This window comes from Streptomyces canus (assembly GCF_030815415.1).
Lineage (GTDB): Bacteria > Actinomycetota > Actinomycetes > Streptomycetales > Streptomycetaceae > Streptomyces > Streptomyces canus_F.
The window spans coordinates 3,166,249-3,183,618 of sequence record NZ_JAUSWW010000001.1 but is presented as its reverse complement, the minus strand read 5'-3'; the positions used below and the strand labels follow the sequence as shown (position 1 = coordinate 3,183,618).

At 70.4% G+C, this 17,370-nt stretch carries 13 protein-coding genes and 1 pseudogene; 11 read left to right on the top strand and 3 right to left on the bottom strand.

The genetic code is table 11. The features are described from left to right. Nucleotides 1-146: 146 nt before the first annotated feature. Genes QF037_RS14430 through QF037_RS14405 form a run of 6 tightly spaced genes read left to right on the top strand, consistent with a single transcriptional unit; the run spans nt 147 to nt 7,331 of the window. The gene (locus QF037_RS14430; RefSeq protein WP_307025286.1) at nt 147-1,682 is read left to right on the top strand and encodes a gamma-aminobutyraldehyde dehydrogenase; all 1,536 of its coding nucleotides are present in this window, start codon (nt 147-149) and stop codon (nt 1,680-1,682) included. 54 nt (nt 1,683-1,736) lie between these two features. Further along, the gene (locus tag QF037_RS14425) at nt 1,737-2,984 is read left to right on the top strand and encodes a polyamine ABC transporter substrate-binding protein (protein ID WP_307025284.1); all 1,248 of its coding nucleotides are present in this window, start codon (nt 1,737-1,739) and stop codon (nt 2,982-2,984) included. Further along, entirely contained in the window at nt 2,981-4,144 is a 1,164-nt protein-coding gene (locus QF037_RS14420; protein ID WP_307025282.1) for an ABC transporter ATP-binding protein, read from the top strand. Before QF037_RS14425 ends, QF037_RS14420 begins: the two co-directional genes overlap by 4 nt. Beyond that, nucleotides 4,144-5,073, top strand: coding sequence for an ABC transporter permease (locus QF037_RS14415; RefSeq protein ID WP_307025280.1), 930 nt, complete (start codon nt 4,144-4,146; stop codon nt 5,071-5,073). The genes QF037_RS14420 and QF037_RS14415 overlap by 1 nt, the downstream gene beginning before the upstream one ends. Further along, nucleotides 5,074-5,874 (top strand): ABC transporter permease, encoded by an 801-nt coding sequence (locus QF037_RS14410; RefSeq protein WP_307025278.1) that lies wholly within the window; start codon nt 5,074-5,076, stop codon nt 5,872-5,874. Nucleotides 5,875-5,903: 29 nt separating this feature from the next. Beyond that, nucleotides 5,904-7,331 (top strand): NAD(P)/FAD-dependent oxidoreductase, encoded by a 1,428-nt coding sequence (locus QF037_RS14405; RefSeq protein ID WP_307025276.1) that lies wholly within the window; start codon nt 5,904-5,906, stop codon nt 7,329-7,331. Here QF037_RS14405 and QF037_RS14400 read toward each other — a convergent pair whose 3' ends face one another. Further along, the gene (locus QF037_RS14400; RefSeq protein WP_307025274.1) at nt 7,332-7,556 is read right to left on the bottom strand and encodes a hypothetical protein; all 225 of its coding nucleotides are present in this window, start codon (nt 7,554-7,556) and stop codon (nt 7,332-7,334) included. 144 nt (nt 7,557-7,700) lie between these two features. Here QF037_RS14400 and dnaA point away from each other — a divergent pair, with 144 nt between their 5' ends. From dnaA to QF037_RS14385, 3 genes and pseudogenes are all read left to right on the top strand, one after another. Continuing rightward, nucleotides 7,701-9,512: a chromosomal replication initiator protein DnaA gene (gene dnaA, locus QF037_RS14395; RefSeq protein WP_307025273.1), complete on the top strand. Its 1,812-nt coding sequence runs from the start codon at nt 7,701-7,703 to the stop codon at nt 9,510-9,512. 107 nt (nt 9,513-9,619) lie between these two features. After that, nucleotides 9,620-10,072, top strand: coding sequence for a hypothetical protein (locus tag QF037_RS14390; protein WP_307025271.1), 453 nt, complete (start codon nt 9,620-9,622; stop codon nt 10,070-10,072). A 164-nt stretch (nt 10,073-10,236) separates the two neighbouring features. Beyond that, nucleotides 10,237-10,371: pseudogene (locus tag QF037_RS14385) on the top strand (helix-turn-helix domain-containing protein); the annotation flags it as partial. Between the two features lie 30 nt (nt 10,372-10,401). Here QF037_RS14385 and QF037_RS14380 read toward each other — a convergent pair. Beyond that, entirely contained in the window at nt 10,402-11,271 is an 870-nt protein-coding gene (locus tag QF037_RS14380; RefSeq protein WP_373463722.1) for a phosphatase PAP2 family protein, read from the bottom strand. A 191-nt stretch (nt 11,272-11,462) separates the two neighbouring features. Further along, nucleotides 11,463-12,797: a 4-aminobutyrate--2-oxoglutarate transaminase gene (gene gabT / locus QF037_RS14375; protein ID WP_307025267.1), complete on the bottom strand. Its 1,335-nt coding sequence runs from the start codon at nt 12,795-12,797 to the stop codon at nt 11,463-11,465. Nucleotides 12,798-13,093: 296 nt separating this feature from the next. On the opposite strand from gabT, the gene QF037_RS14370 reads away from it, so the two are divergent. Both QF037_RS14370 and QF037_RS14365 read left to right on the top strand, forming a co-directional pair. Continuing rightward, nucleotides 13,094-15,508 (top strand): ATP/GTP-binding protein, encoded by a 2,415-nt coding sequence (locus QF037_RS14370; RefSeq protein ID WP_307025265.1) that lies wholly within the window; start codon nt 13,094-13,096, stop codon nt 15,506-15,508. 132 nt (nt 15,509-15,640) lie between these two features. After that, nucleotides 15,641-17,227 carry a PucR family transcriptional regulator gene (locus tag QF037_RS14365; RefSeq protein WP_307025264.1) on the top strand — a complete coding sequence of 529 codons (1,587 nt, stop codon included), beginning with the start codon at nt 15,641-15,643 and terminating at the stop codon, nt 17,225-17,227. The last annotated feature ends 143 nt before the right edge of the window (nt 17,228-17,370 follow it).

The following is a 17,370-nucleotide window of genomic DNA, read 5'->3' as shown; positions in this document are numbered from 1 at the left end:
CTGGTCGACAGATTTCGTCGCGTAACTAAAAGGCAACAACGGAATCCCTTGTCGGACGCCACTTGCTCTGTCAGGATCGGCACTCAAATCGAGCTGGAGCTACGCCCCGCCTACGGGAACGTGGGCCGGCGGCGGAGGAGAGCGACATGCACAACCCGGGCAACGCCACCCCGGACCGATTCCCCGCGCAGGAGCGCTTCGCGGAGGGTGCGCAGTACATCGCGGGCCGCCTCACCAAGGGCACCTCAGGACGGACGCACGCGGTCGTCGACCCCGCGACCGGCGAGGAGGTCTACACCTACGAGCTGGCGAGCACCGCCGACGTGGACGCGGCCGTCGCCGCCGCGCGCGAGGCCTTCCCGGCCTGGGCCGCCACGACGCCCGGCGAGCGCTCGGAGGCGCTGCACCGCTTCGCCGCCGTGCTCGCCGACCGCGCCGAGGATTTCGCCCGCGCCGAGTCCCTCCAGTGCGGCAAGCCGCTGAAGCTGACGCGTGAGTTCGACGTGCCGGGGACCATCGACAACACCGCCTTCTTCGCGGGCGCGGCCCGGCATCTGCAGGGGCAGTCGGCCGGTGAGTACTCCGGCGACCACACCTCGTACGTCCGCCGTGAGCCCATCGGTGTCGTCGGCTCCATCGCGCCCTGGAACTACCCGCTCCAGATGGCCGCCTGGAAGGTCCTCCCGGCGATCGCCGCGGGTAACACGATCGTGCTCAAGCCCGCCGAGCTCACCCCCCTGACCTCGCTGCTCTTCGCGCAGGCCGCCACCGACGCCGGGATCCCCGACGGTGTCATCAACATCGTCTCCGGGACCGGGAAGGAAGCGGGCGAGCATCTCGTCGGGCACTCCGATGTCGCCATGACCTCCTTCACCGGGTCCACCGCCGTCGGCAAGCGGGTCGCCGAGATCGCCACCGCCACCGTCAAGCGGATCCACCTGGAGCTCGGCGGCAAGGCGCCCTTCGTGGTCTTCGACGACGCCGACCTGGACGCCGCCGTCAACGGCGCCGTCGCGGGCTCGCTCATCAACACCGGCCAGGACTGCACGGCCGCCACGCGCGCGTACGTGCAACGCCCGCTCTACGAGGCGTTCGTGGAGCGGACGGCCGAGCTCATGGCCCAGGTCCGGCTCGGCGACCCCTTCGCCCCCGGTACCGATCTCGGCCCGCTCATCTCGCACGTCCAGCGGGACCGGGTCGCCGCCTTCGTCGACCGTGCGCGTGGCTACGCGCGCGTGGTGACGGGCGGGGAGGCTCCTCAGGGAGATCTCAAGAACGGCGCATACTATCGCCCCACCCTGGTCGCGGACGCCGCCCAGGACAGCGAGATCGTCCAGTCCGAGCTCTTCGGACCCGTCCTCGTGGTGCTGCCCTTCGACAGTGACGACGAGGGGATCCGGCTCGCCAACGACACCCCGTACGGACTCGCCGCCTCCGCCTGGAGCCGCGACGTCTACCGGGCGAACCGCGCCACCCGTGAGATCAAGGCGGGCTGTGTGTGGGTCAACGACCACATCCCGATCATCAGCGAGATGCCCCATGGCGGGTACAAGGCGTCCGGCTTCGGCAAGGACATGTCCTCGTACTCGTTCGAGGAGTACACCCAGATCAAGCACGTCATGTTCGACAACACGGCGGTCGTCAGGAAGGACTGGCACCGCACGATCTTCGGGGACCGATAGCCGTAACCAGGCCGCCCGACCCGCGGCCGATCCTCCCGAAAGGGCACCACGCGCATGGAGCAGTACGAGCCCGACCGCCTGAGCCCGGCCCAAGTGGCCGCCATGCGGCGCAGCTTCCAGGGCGGCCGGGCCGCCATGACCCGGCGGTCGCTGTTGCGCGCCTCCGCGGGCGGCGCACTCGCGGTCGGCGGCCTCGGAGCCCTGACCGGCTGCGGTATCCCCGCGGCGGGCAACACCAAGGGCGGAGTCTCCGCGGAGGACCACTCGGCGAAGGAGAAGATCGTCAACTTCTCCAACTGGACCGAGTACATCGACGTGGACGAGAGCGAGAAGCACCACCCCACGCTCGACCAGTTCAAGCGGCGGACCGGCATCACGGTCAAGTACACCGAGGACATCAACGACAACGTCGAGTTCTTCGGCAAGATCAAGCCGCAGCTCGCCGCCGGCCAGGACACCGGCCGCGACATCATCGTCCTCACCGACTGGCTGGCCGCCCGGCTGATCCGCCTGGGGTGGGTCCAGAAACTGGACCCGGCGAACCTGCCGCATGCGTACACCAACCTGTCGGCGCAGTTCCGCAATCCCGACTGGGATCCCGGCCGTGCCTACTCGTACGTGTGGCAGGGCATCTCGACCGTCATCGCCTACAACAAGAAGGCGCTCGACGGCGTCGAGGTGAAGTCGGTCTCCGACCTGCTCGACAACCCGAAGCTCAAGGGCAAGGTCGGCTTCCTGTCGGAGATGCGCGACAGCATCGGCATGACCCTGCTCGACATGGGCAAGGACCCGGCGAACTTCACCGCCGACGACTACGACGCGGCCGTCGCCCGCATCCAGAAGGCCGTCGACAAGGGCCAGATCCGCCGCTTCACCGGCAACGACTACACCTCCGACCTGACCAGCGGCGACTTCGCGGCCTGTATCGCCTGGGCCGGTGACGTCGTCCAGCTGAAGGCGGACAGCCCGGACATCGACTTCCTGATCCCGGACAGCGGATACATGACGTCGACCGACAACTTCCTGATCCCCAACAAGGCCCGTCACAAGACGAACGCCGAGCGGCTCATCGACTACTACTACGAGCCGAAGCCGGCCGCCGAACTCGCCGCGTACATCAACTACGTGACGCCCGTCGACGGCGTGAAGGCCGAACTGGCGAAGATCGACCCGGATGCGGCGAACAACCCGCTGATCATCCCGGACAAGGCCATGGCCGCGAAGTCCCACGCCTTCCGCTCGCTGAGCTCGAAGGAAGAGACCGAGTTCGAACAGAAGTTCGCGAAGCTGACTGGGGCGTGACCACCGTGACGAACAAGACAGACAACACCGGCGACGTCCGCCTTTCGGGCATCAGCAAGACCTACGACAACGGCTTCACCGCCGTACAGCCGCTGGACCTGACCGTGCCGCAGGGCTCCTTCTTCGCCCTGCTCGGCGCCTCCGGCTGCGGCAAGACCACCACCCTGCGGATGATCGCGGGGCTGGAGGAGCCCACCACGGGCACCGTCTCGCTCGGCGAGCAGGACGTCACCAATCTGCCGCCCTACAAGCGGCCGGTGAACACCGTCTTCCAGTCCTACGCCCTCTTCCCGCACCTCGACATCTTCGAGAACGTCGCCTTCGGCCTGCGCCGGCGTGGCATCAAGTCGGTGAAGAAGCAGGTCGAGGACATGCTGGAGCTCGTCCAGCTGGGCGAGCAGGCCCGCAAGAGACCGCATCAGCTCTCCGGCGGCCAGCAGCAGCGGGTCGCCGTGGCCCGTGCGCTGATCAACACCCCCAAGGTGCTCCTCCTCGACGAGCCCCTCGGCGCCCTCGACCTCAAGCTGCGCCGCCAGATGCAGTTGGAGCTCAAGCGAATCCAGACCGAGGTCGGCATCACCTTCATCCATGTCACGCACGACCAGGAGGAGGCCATGACCATGGCCGACACGGTCGCCGTGATGAACGCGGGCCGCGTCGAGCAGCTCGGCTCGCCGACCGACCTGTACGAGAACCCGAACACCACCTTCGTCGCCAACTTCCTCGGCACATCGAACCTGATCGAGGCCGAGGTCGACTCCAAGAGCGGCGACGACATCGTCCTGAAGGCCGGCGGCGGCAAGCTCGTCCTGCCCGAGTCGCGATGCTCGGCACCCACGCAGACCGGCGGCAAGGTGCTGGTCGGCGTCCGCCCGGAGAAGATCTCCCTCACCCACGCCGACGACGCGGGCGAGATCCCCGAGGGCCGCAACCGGATCACCGGCAAGATCGCCAACGGCAGCTTCATCGGAGTCTCCACGCAGTACGTCATCGACAGCGCGGTCTGCCCCGAGTTCGAGGTCTACGTCCAGAACATCGAGCGGGACCCCCGGCTCGTGCCCGGCGCCGACGTCGTCCTGCACTGGAGCCCGGCCCACACCTTCGGCCTGGACGCGGCCCAGGACATCGATGCCGGTATCCAGGAAGAGGCGACGGCCTGATGGCGACCCTCACCGAGGCGCCGCCGCCTCTCTCCCCGACCGCGCCCGAGAAGAAGCCCCCGCGCAGGCGCGGCCGACTCGTGCCGTACTGGCTGCTGCTCCCCGGCATCCTGTGGCTGCTGGTCTTCTTCGCGCTGCCGATGATCTATCAGGCCTCCACGTCCGTGCAGACGGGCTCCCTGGAGGAGGGCTACAAGGTCACCTGGCACTTCGCGACCTACTGGGACGCGCTGTCCGAGTACTGGCCGCAGTATCTGCGCTCGATCCTGTACGCGGGCTCGGCGACGATCCTGTGCCTGATCCTCGGCTACCCGCTGGCCTACCTGATCGCCTTCCGCGCGGGCCGCTGGCGGAACCTGATCATGATCCTGGTGATCGCGCCGTTCTTCACCAGCTTCCTGATCCGCACCCTCGCCTGGAAGACGATCCTCGCGGACGGCGGTCCGGTCGTGGGCGCCCTCAACACCCTGCACGTCCTGGACGTCACCAGCTGGCTCGGCTGGACCTCCGGCGACCGTGTGCTGGCCACGCCGCTGGCGGTGGTGTGCGGTCTGACGTACAACTTCCTGCCGTTCATGATCCTGCCGCTGTACACCTCACTGGAGCGCATCGACACCCGCCTCCACGAGGCCGCGGGCGACCTGTACGCCAAGCCGGTCACGACCTTCAGGAAGGTCACCTTCCCGCTGTCGATGCCGGGCGTCGTCTCCGGCACGCTGCTGACCTTCATCCCGGCCGCCGGGGACTACGTCAACGCGGACCTGCTCGGCTCGACGGACACCCGCATGGTCGGAAATGTCATCCAGTCCCAGTTCCTGCGGATTCTGGACTATCCGACGGCCGCGGCACTCTCCTTCATCCTGATGGCCGCCATCCTCGTCATGGTCACGGTCTACATCCGCAGGTCCGGAACGGAGGATCTGGTTTAAATGGCCTTCGTCAACTGGCTCAAGCGCAAATTCGTCGTCATCGCGGGACTGCTGACACTGGGATATCTCCTGCTGCCGAACGTCGTCGTGACGGTGTTCTCCTTCAACAATCCGAAGGGGCGCTTCAACTACGAATGGCAGCAGTTCTCCCTGGACGCCTGGAAAGACCCCTGCGGTGTCGCCGACATGTGCGGCTCGCTGTCGATCAGTCTCCAGATCGCGTTCTGGGCGACGATCGGCGCCACCGTCCTCGGCACGCTGATCGCCTTCGCGCTGGTCCGCTACCGCTTCCGCGCCCGCGGCGCCGTGAACTCGCTGATCTTCCTGCCGATGGCGATGCCCGAGGTCGTCATGGCCGCCTCGCTGCTCACCCTGTTCCTCAACATGGGTGCGCAGCTGGGCTTCTGGACGATCCTCATCGCCCACATCATGTTCTGCCTCAGCTTCGTCGTCACCGCCGTCAAGGCGCGGGTGATGTCGATGGACCCGAGGCTGGAGCAGGCCGCCCAGGACCTCTACGCCGGCCCGTTCCAGACCTTCATCAGGGTCACCCTGCCGATCGCCGCCCCCGGCATCGCGGCGGGTGCGCTGCTCGCCTTCGCGCTCTCCTTCGACGATTTCATCATCACCAATTTCAACGCGGGTTCGACCGTCACCTTCCCCATGTTCGTCTGGGGTTCGGCACAGCGCGGCACACCCGTTCAGATCAATGTGATCGGTACGGCCATGTTCCTGGTCGCCGTACTGCTCGTCCTGGCCTCCATGGTCATCAGTAATCGCCGTAACAAGCAAAAGGCATAACCGAATAACCCTTGTAGGGAGTTGAAATCATGGCCCCAAGCGCCATGAGTCGTGGCAGTGAATGGACGAAATCTCTTTCCGACGCCCAGCCGGTCCCGTACTGGCTGGACGACCCCGGCAAGCCGCACCCCGAGCCCGCCCTCACCGGCGCCGAGACCTGCGACCTGCTGGTCGTCGGCGGTGGCTACAGCGGACTGTGGACCGCGCTCCTCGCCAAGGAGCGGGACCCGCAGCGGGACGTGGTCCTGCTGGAGGGCCGTGAGGTGGGCTGGGCCGCCTCGGGCCGCAACGGCGGCTTCTGCGCCGCCTCCCTCACCCACGGTCTGGGCAACGGGCTGACCCGCTGGCCGGACGAGATCCACCGGCTGGAGGAGCTGGGCGCCCGCAATCTCGACGAGATCGAGAAGGCGGTCGCCCGTTACTCCCTCGACTGCGACTTCGAGCGCACCGGCGAGATCGACGTCGCGACCGAGGCGTACCAGGCGTGGGAACTGCGCGACTGGTACGAGGAGATGGAGCGCGCGGGCCTCGCCGAGGGCGTGGAGTTCCTGGACGCCGAGGCGGTACGGGAACAAGTCGACTCACCGACATTCCAGGCGGGCCTGTACGACCGCCGGGGCGTCGCCATGGTCAACCCGGCGAAGCTCGCCTGGGGCCTGAAGCGGGCCTGTGTGCAACTCGGCGTCCGCGTCCACGAGCACACTCCCGCCCTGACGCTGAAGCCGTACGGCGCCGGGATGGCCGTACGCACCCCCTACGGCTCGGTCCGTGCCCGCAAGGTCGCGCTCGGCACCAACATCTTCCCGAACCTGGTCAAGCGCGTCCGGTCGTACACCGTCCCGGTCTACGACTACGCGCTGATGACCGAGCCGCTGAGCGGCGAGCAGCTCGCGGCGATCGGCTGGAAGAACCGCCAGGGCCTCGGCGACAGCGCCAACCAGTTCCACTACTTCAGGCTGTCCGCCGACAACCGCATCCTGTGGGGTGGCTACGACGCGGTCCACCACTACGGCGGCCGGGTGCGCGCCGAGTACGACGACCGCCCGGAGACGTACGCCAAGCTCGCCGAGCACTTCTTCACCTGCTTCCCGCAGCTCGAAGGCGTCCGCTTCACGCACGCGTGGGGCGGCGCGATCGACACCTGCTCGCGCTTCTCGGCGTTCTTCGGCACCGCGCACCGCGGGAACGTGGCCTACGCGGCCGGCTACACCGGACTCGGCGTCGGCGCGACCCGGTTCGGCGCGGACGTGATGCTGGACCTGCTGGACGGCGAGACCACGGAGCGGACCTCGCTGGAGATGGTCCGCAAGAAGCCGCTGCCGTTCCCGCCCGAGCCGTTCGCGTGGACCGGCATCGCGCTGACCAAGTGGTCGCTGGCACGGGCGGACGCGCACGGCGGGCGGCGCAATCTGTGGCTGAGGACGATGGACAGACTGGGACTCGGCTTCGACAGCTGATCACTCGCAGGCCCGGCCCCGCTCGCTCTGCGGCGGGGCCGGCGGCTCCGGCTCCCGCCGTCCCGGCGACGCGTCCTGACGCTGCCACGCGGCGTACAGCGTGGACAGCCCGATCGCCACGGTGGACACCGCCTCCGGCTCGATCCCGGACAGGACAAGGACGACTCCGGTCACCAGGACCGCGAGGAAGACCACCAGGTCGGTTCGTCGTCGTGGGGTGTGCATTGCTGCCCTCTCTGATCCGATCTCGTGCCAAGCTGCTCCCATGGGGGAGGGACAACAGGCTGCGCCGGACGCGAAGTGTTGCGCCACGCGTCACAGTTGCCAGTTGTCGCAACGCTCGGTACGAGGGAGATCAGGGGGATCGGCATGGGCAGTCTCGTGCCCTTGGGAGGCGATCTGCCGGACGAGGGGCGAGCGCTCGCGGAGGCGTTACGCGGCCTGTTCGGCGGACTGGGCCTCAGCGTCCGCAGATACGCCACCCGGCGGCACCGGGACGCCGGTTCGGTGTCCCGGTTCCTCAACGGCAGCCGCGTACCGCCCTGGGAGTTCGTCAACGACCTGATCAGCGACGTGACCGAGCAGCAGGGCCAGCCGCCCACCCCCGAGGCCATGGAGCTGCTGCGCCGACTGCATCGCGAGGCCCTCGCCGAGAGCGGCTCCGCGTACGGCAGGGTCCAGCTCCTCGAGGACCAGCTCGCCGACGCCGACCGCCGGTCCATGGAGTCAACCAACCTGGTGCGAGCCCTGGAGAGGGCGTTGGCGAACGCGCAACACCGTGCCGCCGACCTGGAGTTGCAGCTCCGCCAGCTGCACGGCCGCCAGGACGACCGGCTCGCCGAGAAGGACAAGTCCCTTCAGCTGTACGAGGATCAGGTGACGGCGCTGCTCAGGGAGCGGCAGAACCTGTTGCGGGAGGTGGAGGCGCTCGGCGAGCAGCTCCAGGACGCGCACGCCCGGCGGGCGCAGGCCGAGCGCCGCTGCGAGGAACTGGAGCGGCAGCTGGTCGTGGCCGAGGAGCTGTGGGAGGAGGAGAGCGGCGAGGCCGACGACGGCTCGCCCGCCCCCGGCTCCGGCACACCGGCGCAGGACGACGGCCCCGCCACCGGAAACGGTCTCGATCCCCGGTACCGTCTCGACGCCTTCGTCGCGGGCGAGGCCAACCGCTTCGCGCACTCGGCCGCCACCGCCGTGGCAGAGGCCCCCGCCAAGCTGTACAACCCGCTGTTCGTCTACGGCACTTCGGCCATCGGCAAGACGCATCTGCTGCACGCGATCGGGCAGCGTACGCGCCGTCTGCACCCGGACAAGCGCGTGTGTTACGTGACCGCGGAGGAGTTCGGCGTCGAGTTCGCCCGGGCCGGCCACAACCTCGGCCTCGACCGGTTCCGCCGCCGCTACCGGGGCGTGGACGTCCTGCTGCTCGACGACATCCAGTTCCTCGCGGACCAGCAGCCCTTGCGCGAGGAGTTCCTCCACACCTTCGACGCGCTGCACGCCGCGAACAAGCAGATCGTGCTGTCCTCGGACCGTCCGCCCAAGCAGCTCACCGAACTCGGGGACCGGCTGCGCAACCGGCTGGAATCCGGGCTGATCACCCATGTCCGGCCCCCCGACCAGGAGGCCCGGATCGCGTTGCTGCGGCACAAGGCGCAACGGGACGGGCTCGTCGCCGCGCCGGAGGTCCTGGAGTACATCGCCTCGCAGATCCAGCGCAACGTCCGTGAGCTCGAGGGCGCGTTGATCCGCGTGAGCGCCTTCGCGTCCCTGAACCGGCAGCCGATGGACGTGCCGTTGGCGGAGAAGGTCCTCAAGGACCTGGTCCCGGACCGCGTGCCGACACGGGAGGAGGACGTCGTGCACCTGATCATCGACGAGACCGCCCACTACTTCGGCGTCACCTCCGACGACCTGCGCGGAAGGAGTCGCGGCCGCGCCATCGTGACGGCCCGTCAGATCGCCATGTACCTGTGTCGTGAGCTCACCGACGTGTCGACACCGAGGATCGCCACCGTCTTCGGCGGGCGTGACCCGGTGACGGTCGAGCACGCGGACCGCAAGATCCGGAACCTGATGGCCCAGCGCCGCTCCGTCTACAACCAGATGACGGAACTCACCGCGCGTATCAAGGACGCCGGCGGCCTGAGCGTCGACCGGCCCGCCCTTCCCGCCCCCATGTGATCCGGTTCGCTCCAACGGGGTTCTGAAACCCGCGTAATGCGCGCCCGGGACCTCCCTCTCCCTCGTGGACGCGATCCGCGCTCACGGAGGAACAGGGAGGTCTTCTCATGACTGGGGCGAAGACGGCGGTCGAGTGGCTGGCATCGGTGGCACCGGATCCCGAGGCCTGCCGCTGGGAGTGGGAGCGCAATCCCCTCGGGGTCGCGCTGCTGCCCGCCGGCAAGGCCTGGGACGTGCTCATCCTGCCCGGTGAGCTCGGTTATCCCACGCTCGACGTCCTCACCCGCATCATCGACCAGCTCGGTCCGGTGCTGGTCGACTTCGGCGACGCCCGGATGGGCTTCCTCGTGCCGCCCGGTACCGCCGCACGCTGGGTCGGCACGGGCATCCGCACGGCCGGCGTCGGCACCTGGATCGTGGTGCCGTACCCGGGACGCTCCACCGGCGGCGTCCGCTGGCTGATCCCCCCGGACGGTTCCGGCACCCTCACCGACCCGGCACTCCTCGAACTGGCGATGCACGAGGCGGCGGCGGGTCTGGCCACGGAGGGGGACGGGTAGCCGACCGCGGGAGGCCTTGACAGCTGAATTGGTCTGGACCAAATTGGGCGCGCTCCACCCCTCCCATTCCCCCAGCTCCGGAGGCGCTTGTGGATCGCTCCAGACCTCTCGTCGGCCGCCCGTGCGGCCGACGCGGTCGCGAAAGGCGGAAACCTCGAGGCGGGATGCGACAACTGAACCTGCGACGGGGTGGCTGGGTTCGCGGCATGCCACGTTTCCGGATGTACCCGACACTCGCGCAGGAGCGGCAGCTTCTGCTGCACTGCGCGCATGCCCGGTACGTGTGGAACCTGGCGATCGAGCGGCGAAAGACGTTCCGTGTCACCAGCTCAACGGGGACCGATACGGGAGTCGGGAGTTCCAGCGGACGTTCGACGGTTGCTTCGGCTGCCCGCCAGGACGTAACCGGTGAGCAGGACTGTGGAGAGACACCAGCTCGCCACGACGTCCAGGGGCCAGTGGTAGCCGCGGCGGATCAGGCCGTAGGAGACGCCGAGGACGAGGACGCCGTACGAGAACACGATCGTGCGGCGAAGCCATCCGGCGCGCAGCCAGGGGAGGAGGAGCAGGGTCGCGGCGCCATAGGCGACGGCCGCTGTGGCCGTGTGGCCGGACGGGTAGTAGCCGGTGGCCGGTGGGACGGCCGGGGTGCCCGGGCGGTCGGTCAGTTCCTTGATCGGGATGATGAGGGCGGGGACCAGGGCCATCAGCAGTGCGGCGCCGGCGGACGGCCGCCACCAGCGGTCTGTGCCGGCGCGTCGGGCCCGCCAGGCCGCGTATCCGAGCGCCAGGACCAGGACCGGGACGGCGACCTGGACATTGCCGAGGTCGGCGAGGAGTTCCGAGGCGCGGTCGGGGTGGACCAGGGCGCGGCTGACGCGTTCGTCCAGGCGCACCAAAGGGCCGTCCTCGACGATCTGCCAGGTGATCAGCGCGAAGAGGACGGCCGGAAGGCCGAGAAGAAGGAAGGTGGAGAAGGAGGTCGGCCACCCCGGAACAGGGGGGGTGGTTCCGGGGTGGCCGTCCGGACCGGATCGTCGCGCGCCCCGGGGGGTTTGGGGCGGGCGACCGTCCGATCGGTGAGGAGATCCGGAGCCGGAGGCTCCGGTTGTGTGCGCGAGGGCACGACCAGGTCGAAGCTGGGGAGGCCCCGGCCTGATGTCGCCCACAGTCCCCTGTGGGCGGGGTGTATCTCTCATCTGGGTAGAACCTACGACAGCCGATGGGGCTGCGACAGCCGGAATCGCGTCCTGACAGAGACCCCGCACACGTTCTTCACACGCTCTGACGGCGGCCGCCCCAGACCCGGAATCCGCTGTGGATCCGGGGCTGGGGCGGGTGCGACGGGTGTGACCTGGGCCGGGGCGCGTCCCGTGTTCTTCCTGGGGCGTCAGACGCGCGCGAAGGCCTGCTCGATGATGTCGAGGCCCTCGTTGAGCAGGTCCTCGCCGATGACCAGCGGCGGCAGGAAACGCAGCACATTGCCGTAGGTGCCACAGGTCAGGACCAGCAGGCCCTCCTGGTGGCAGGCCTTGGCGAGGGCGGCGGTCGCCTCCGCGTTGGGCTCCTTGGTGGCGCGGTCCTTGACGAGCTCGATGGCGATCATCGCGCCACGGCCGCGGACGTCGCCGATGATGTCGAACTTCTCGGCCATCGCGGTGAGCCGGGCCTTCATCGTGGCCTCGATGTTCTTCGCCCTGGCGTTGAGGTCGAGCTCCTTCATCGTCTCGATCGAGCCGAGCGCACCGGCACACGCCACCGGGTTGCCGCCGTAGGTACCGCCCAGGCCACCGGCGTGCGCGGCGTCCATGATCTCGGCGCGGCCGGTGACGGCGGCGAGCGGCAGACCGCCCGCGATGCCCTTGGCGGTGGTGATCAGGTCCGGGACGATGCCCTCGTCCTCGCACGCGAACCACTGGCCGGTACGGCAGAAGCCGGACTGGATCTCGTCCGCGACGAAGACGATGCCGTTGTCCTTCGCGAACTTGCTGAGCGCCGGCAGGAAGCCCTTGGCCGGCTCGATGAAGCCGCCCTCGCCGAGCACCGGCTCGATGATGATCGCGGCGACGTTGTCCGGGCCGACCTGCTTGGTGATCTGGTCGATGGCCTGCGCGGCGGCCTCGGGACCGGCGTTGTCCGGACCGGTCGGCCAGCGGTAGCCGTAGGCGACCGGGACGCGGTAGACCTCGGGCGCGAAGGGGCCGAAGCCGTGCTTGTACGGCATGTTCTTCGCGGTCAGCGCCATCGTGAGGTTCGTACGGCCGTGGTAGCCGTGGTCGAAGACGACGACGGCCTGGCGCTTGGTGTAGGCGCGGGCGATCTTGACGGCGTTCTCGACGGCCTCGGCACCGCTGTTGAACAGCGCGGACTTCTTGGCGTGGTCACCCGGCGTGAGCTCGGCGAGGGCCTCGGCGACCTCGACGTAGCCCTCGTACGGCGTGACCATGAAACAGGTGTGGGTGAAGTCGGCGAGCTGGGCGGAGGCCCGGCGTACAACGGCCTCGGCGGAGGCGCCGACGCTCGTCACGGCGATGCCGGAACCGAAGTCGATCAGGCGGTTGCCGTCGACGTCCTCGATGATGCCGCCGCCCGCCCGCGCGGTGAACACGGGCAGCACCGAGCCGACACCCTGCGCGACCGCGGCGACGCGGCGGGCCTGCAGCTCCTGCGACTTCGGGCCGGGGATGGCGGTGACGATCCGGCGCTCCTGCGGAAGTGCGCTCATGAGGGGCTCCTGGGGTGTTGCGAACGGGGTCTTTGCGGACGCTTCTCTTCCTTTCTCGCAGGCTAGGACGGAGGGCGGGGGGTGGGCATGCTCCATGTGGGCGTTGTCGGGGGTGCGGGTTTGTCCGTCGTGGACATAGCGACGCGGATCGGCTCGGTACCGGCGGGGCCGCGGACGATCCGGACGGCGACCGTCCGCTCCATGGAAGTCGGCCGCGTAAGCGGTGAACTCCCCTTGCGGGGGCGTTAGATTGACGGCTGATGGTGGACGGAACGGCTGGTCAGGGAACGAGGGCGATGGACAGGGACGGGACGCAGGACGCGCGAGGTACGCATGCGAATCCCGTGCCGCGTCCGGCGGGGCCGCCGGACGTGCCGCACGCGCCGCCGCGGCCGGCACACACTCCGGGCGCGTCCGTGGCCGACTGGCTGGATGAGGCCCGGCCCGAGACCGAACCCGGCATCTGGCGCTTCGGTTACCGGATGCCGAAGGCCGCCTCGAAGGCGGAGCGGCTCAATCCGCTGACCGTGGCCGGCATGCTCATCCCGTTCGTCGTGGCGCTGGTGGTGTGGTCCTTCTGGCGGCGCGGCGCGCTCCCGTACCAGTTCACGCTGCTGCGGCTCTTCACTCCGGACGACTGGTGGTGGGGCGGCACGATGGCCTCGCCGAAGCGGCTGGAGGGGCAGTCGCTGGAGTACCCGGGCGTCGAGGCCCTGGAGGTCTACAGCGGTCTCTTCTTCGCCGTGCTCGTCTACACGATGGGCCGCCTGGGCAGCTGGCCGGCCGTCGTGCGCCACCTCGTGACCCGCAAGCCCCAGCCCGCCCGCGCCCTGCTGGCCGCGCTGGGCGCCCTCATCACCCTCAGCTTCGTCTTCCCGGACGCCTTCCCCGGCGTCGGCTGGGACGCCCTGCCCGTCGTGAACCCGCTGTTCTCCCTCATCGCCCTCCTCACCGGCGGATACGGCGTCTACACCTCGCCCTGGGCCACGGACACGCTGTACGCCCTCGTCACCGCCCTCGTCCTGTGGCCCTTCGCCCGGATCGGCGGCTGGTGGTCCCTGGCCCGTACCCGGCTCGAGGCCCGGCGCCGGGCCCGGCAGGGACAGCACCCCGCACCCGTCACCGATCAGCCCCGCACCCGCTGGCCCGGACTGCGGGAGGCCGGGCAGCACCAGGCGGCCGACCTGCTCACCGCCGAAGTGCTGGCCGGGCGGATGAACGACGTGGACTGCGCCCGGATCGAGCGCGGCTGGAAACGGGCCCGCGGCCAGGGACGGCTCGCCGCGTTCACGGACACCGTGCTGCGCCAGGGCGCCGCCGCGCTCACCCACCCCTCCGGCGCCCGCGACCTGGCAGGCCGCACCGCCCGGCACGACCTGCTCACCGGACAGGTCCGCATCGGACAGTGGGCCACCGCCGAACGCACCCCGCGGGCGTACCGCGGCGTGGGCGCGGCTCTCGGGCCGGAGACCCTCGCCACCTCGCTGCTGGTCGTCGGGCCCTCGGGCGCGGGCAAGACCCGGCAGGTGATCGCTCCGGTGGCCGAGTCCCTCACCCTCCAGGCACTCACCGGCGGTTGCGCCGTCGTCGCGGTGTGCGGTGCGGGCACACCGATCGGGGCGGACTCGTCGTACGACGTCGTCGTGCGCGTCGGCGACCCCGGCTCGGTGCACGACCTGGACCCGTACGCCGAGACCGACGACCCCGACGAGGCGGCCGCGCTCCTCGCCGAGGCACTGGCCGGGGACCTCGACACGGTGAGCCCCGAGCGCGCGGCGCGGGCCCTCGCCCAGCTTCTCGGCCCCTACCGGACCGCGTACGGGCACTTCCCGCCCCTGCCCGTCCTGCGCGAACTGCTGGAAGCGGACCCCGCGGTCCTCGCCGGGCTGCGCGAGCGGCTGGCGGACGAGCGGTTCGGGGGGATGCGTCGCGAGCTCGACGCCCGCGCACGGCAGAGCGCCCACCCCGGCGACCCCGGTCCCGTCCTCGCCGACCGGCTGGCCCTGCTGGACCGGCCGGCGTTCGCCGGCTTCTTCGGCTCGGCCGGGGAGCCCGGCTCAGGCGCGGACGCGATCCGTCCGTTCTCGCTGCGCGCCCTCGTCCACCACCCCCTGCGCGTCCGGATCGACCTGCCCGAGCGTGGCCACGCGGAGGCGTCCCGGCTGATCGCCCGGCTGGTGTTGGCCCAGTTCACCGCCGTAGTACGGGAGGGGGGCCGCGATCACTTCGCCGGTCTGGTCGTCGACGACGCCACCGGCACCGTGACCCCCGAGTCCGTACGGCGGATCCAACGGCTGCGCTCGCAGAACGCGGGTGTCGTGCTCGCGCTGCGTACGGTCTCCGACGTTCCGGAGGCGCTGCACGGGCCCCTGTTCGGGGCGGTCGGCTGCCGGATGGCGCTGTCCGGGGTGACGACCTGGGACGGCAGCCGCTTCGCCGAGGCCTGGGGCACCGAGTGGGTGGAGACCAAGGACGTCGCCCAGCACACGGTCTTCGCCGATCAGCCGATGACCCGGGCCATGCACGCCCTGCGCAAGCTGGTGACCGGGAAGGCGGTGACGACCGAGGCCGTCACCGTCCGCCAGGTCGAGCGGGAGCGGTGGTCCGCCTCCGAGCTGGCGCACGCCGTGCCGCCGGGGCACGCGGTGCTGTCGCTGACCGGGGCGAAGGGGGAGCACGCGCCGCCGTTGCTGGTGGATCTGCGGGGCTAGGCCGGCGCCTCCGGTGCGGGGGCTTCCGGAGACCGGATGACCGTACGGTGAGGCAGAATCGGCACAGGCCGTTCATACAGGACGGCCAAGTGATCACAGGGCACGCCCGATCCCCGTAGACCTGAAGGCCCCATGCCACCCACGCTCGCCTCGCTCGTCCACCACTCCGCGCTCAAGCTGACCGTGCGGGCGGGCGAGGACCGGCTCGACGTCCCCGTGCGCTGGGCGCATGTCAGCGAGCTCGCCGATCCCGTGCCGTACATGGAGGGCGGGGAGCTGCTGCTGATCACCGCGCTGAAACTGGACGCGGAGGATCCGCAGACGATGCGGCGGTATGTGAAGCGGCTGGTCGGGGCGGGGGTCGTGGGGCTCGGGTTCGCGGTCGGGGTCAACTACGAGGACATTCCCGAAGCGCTCGTCGACGCCGCCGCGGGTGAAGGGCTCCCGCTGCTCGAAGTGCCCCGGCGCACGCCCTTCCTCGCCATCAGCAAGGCCGTCTCCGCGGCCATCGCCGCCGAGCAGTACCGGGCGGTGACGGCCGGGTTCGCCGCGCAGCGGGAGCTGACCCGGCAGGCGTTGACGAACGGTCCCGAAGGGCTGTTGTCCGCGCTCGCCTCGCAGGTGGACGGGTGGGCCGCGCTGTACGACGCGTCCGGTGCCGTCGTCGCCACCGCGCCGGAGTGGGCGGGGCGGCGGGCCGCACGGCTCACGGCGGACGTGGAGCGACTGCGGGAGCGGCCCGCGCCGGCCTCCTCCGTGGTCGGCGGCCCCGACAACGAGGACCGCGTCGAGCTGCACTCCCTGGGCACCGGGCGGCGGCCGCGCGCCGCGCTCGCGGTGGGCACGGCGGCGGCGCCGGGGACGGCGGAGCGGTACGCCGTCCACTCGGCGATCGCCCTGCTCACCCTGACCACCGAGCGGTCCCGGTCCCTGCGCGCCGCCGAGCAGCGGCTCGGGGCGGCGGTGCTGCGCATGCTGCTGGCCGGGGAGCCGGACCATGCGCGGGCGGTCGCCGGGGATCTGTACGGGTCGTTGCTGGACGCGCCGTTCCGGATGGTCGTCGCCGAGGAGGGGCGTGCTCCGGCGGAGGGTGACCTTCTGGGTGCCCTCGCCGAGGTCGTGGAGTCCGCCGCCGCGCGGGCCGGGGAGGCCGTCCTGGTCGTCACGGAGGGGGAGCGGCTGGTGGTGCTGGCCGCGGACGGGGGCGCGGCGGTCGGGGCGTGCGGGGAGTACACCGCCGGGCTGGAGGCCGGGCGGGCGGTGGAGGAGCAGGGCGACGCGGCGGGCCAGGACGAGCTCGTCGTGGGGGTGTCGGCGCCGGTCGGGCCGGTCGCGGTGGCCGCCGCCTACAAGCAGGCCGAGCAGGCGCTGTCCGTCGCGCGGCGGCGGGGGCGGGTGTGCGTGGAGCATGAGCAGCTGGCGGCGGGGTCGGTGGTGCCGTTGCTGGCCGACGACGCGGTGCGGGCCTTCGCGGACGGGTTGCTGCGGGCGCTGTACGACCACGACGCGACCGGGCGGGGGGATCTGGTGGCCTCGCTGCGGGCGTGGCTGTCGCGGCACGGACAGTGGGACGCGGCAGCCGCGGACCTGGGTGTGCACCGGCACACGTTGCGGTATCGGATGCGGCGCGTGGAGGAGATCCTCGGACGGTCGCTGGACGACCCGGACGTACGGATGGAACTCTGGCTGGCCCTGAAGACGACGTCGACGGAGCAGTGACCGGGGGCGAGGAAACTTCCGGCGCCGCACCCCCACCCCGCCAAACCGGCGCGCCCCCGCCCTCCACCACTCCGCGCCGGACAAACGCCCCTCCGCGTCCTCCCCCCTACCGTGGACCCGAAAGCCAACGCACACCCCCAACG

Excerpts from the sequence above, each read along its gene's own strand:
- QF037_RS14430 (WP_307025286.1), top strand. The coding sequence starts at position 147 with ATGCACAACCCGGGCAACGCCACCCCGGACCGATTCCCCGCGCAGGAG.
- QF037_RS14425 (WP_307025284.1), top strand. The coding sequence starts at position 1,737 with ATGGAGCAGTACGAGCCCGACCGCCTGAGCCCGGCCCAAGTGGCCGCC.
- QF037_RS14415 (WP_307025280.1), top strand. The coding sequence starts at position 4,144 with ATGGCGACCCTCACCGAGGCGCCGCCGCCTCTCTCCCCGACCGCGCCC.
- QF037_RS14410 (WP_307025278.1), top strand. The coding sequence starts at position 5,074 with ATGGCCTTCGTCAACTGGCTCAAGCGCAAATTCGTCGTCATCGCGGGA.
- QF037_RS14405 (WP_307025276.1), top strand. The coding sequence starts at position 5,904 with ATGGCCCCAAGCGCCATGAGTCGTGGCAGTGAATGGACGAAATCTCTT.
- QF037_RS14400 (WP_307025274.1), bottom strand. The coding sequence starts at position 7,556 with ATGCACACCCCACGACGACGAACCGACCTGGTGGTCTTCCTCGCGGTC.
- dnaA (WP_307025273.1), top strand. The coding sequence starts at position 7,701 with ATGGGCAGTCTCGTGCCCTTGGGAGGCGATCTGCCGGACGAGGGGCGA.
- QF037_RS14390 (WP_307025271.1), top strand. The coding sequence starts at position 9,620 with ATGACTGGGGCGAAGACGGCGGTCGAGTGGCTGGCATCGGTGGCACCG.
- QF037_RS14380 (WP_373463722.1), bottom strand. The coding sequence starts at position 11,271 with ATGAGAGATACACCCCGCCCACAGGGGACTGTGGGCGACATCAGGCCG.
- gabT (WP_307025267.1), bottom strand. The coding sequence starts at position 12,797 with ATGAGCGCACTTCCGCAGGAGCGCCGGATCGTCACCGCCATCCCCGGC.
- QF037_RS14370 (WP_307025265.1), top strand. The coding sequence starts at position 13,094 with ATGGACAGGGACGGGACGCAGGACGCGCGAGGTACGCATGCGAATCCC.
- QF037_RS14365 (WP_307025264.1), top strand. The coding sequence starts at position 15,641 with ATGCCACCCACGCTCGCCTCGCTCGTCCACCACTCCGCGCTCAAGCTG.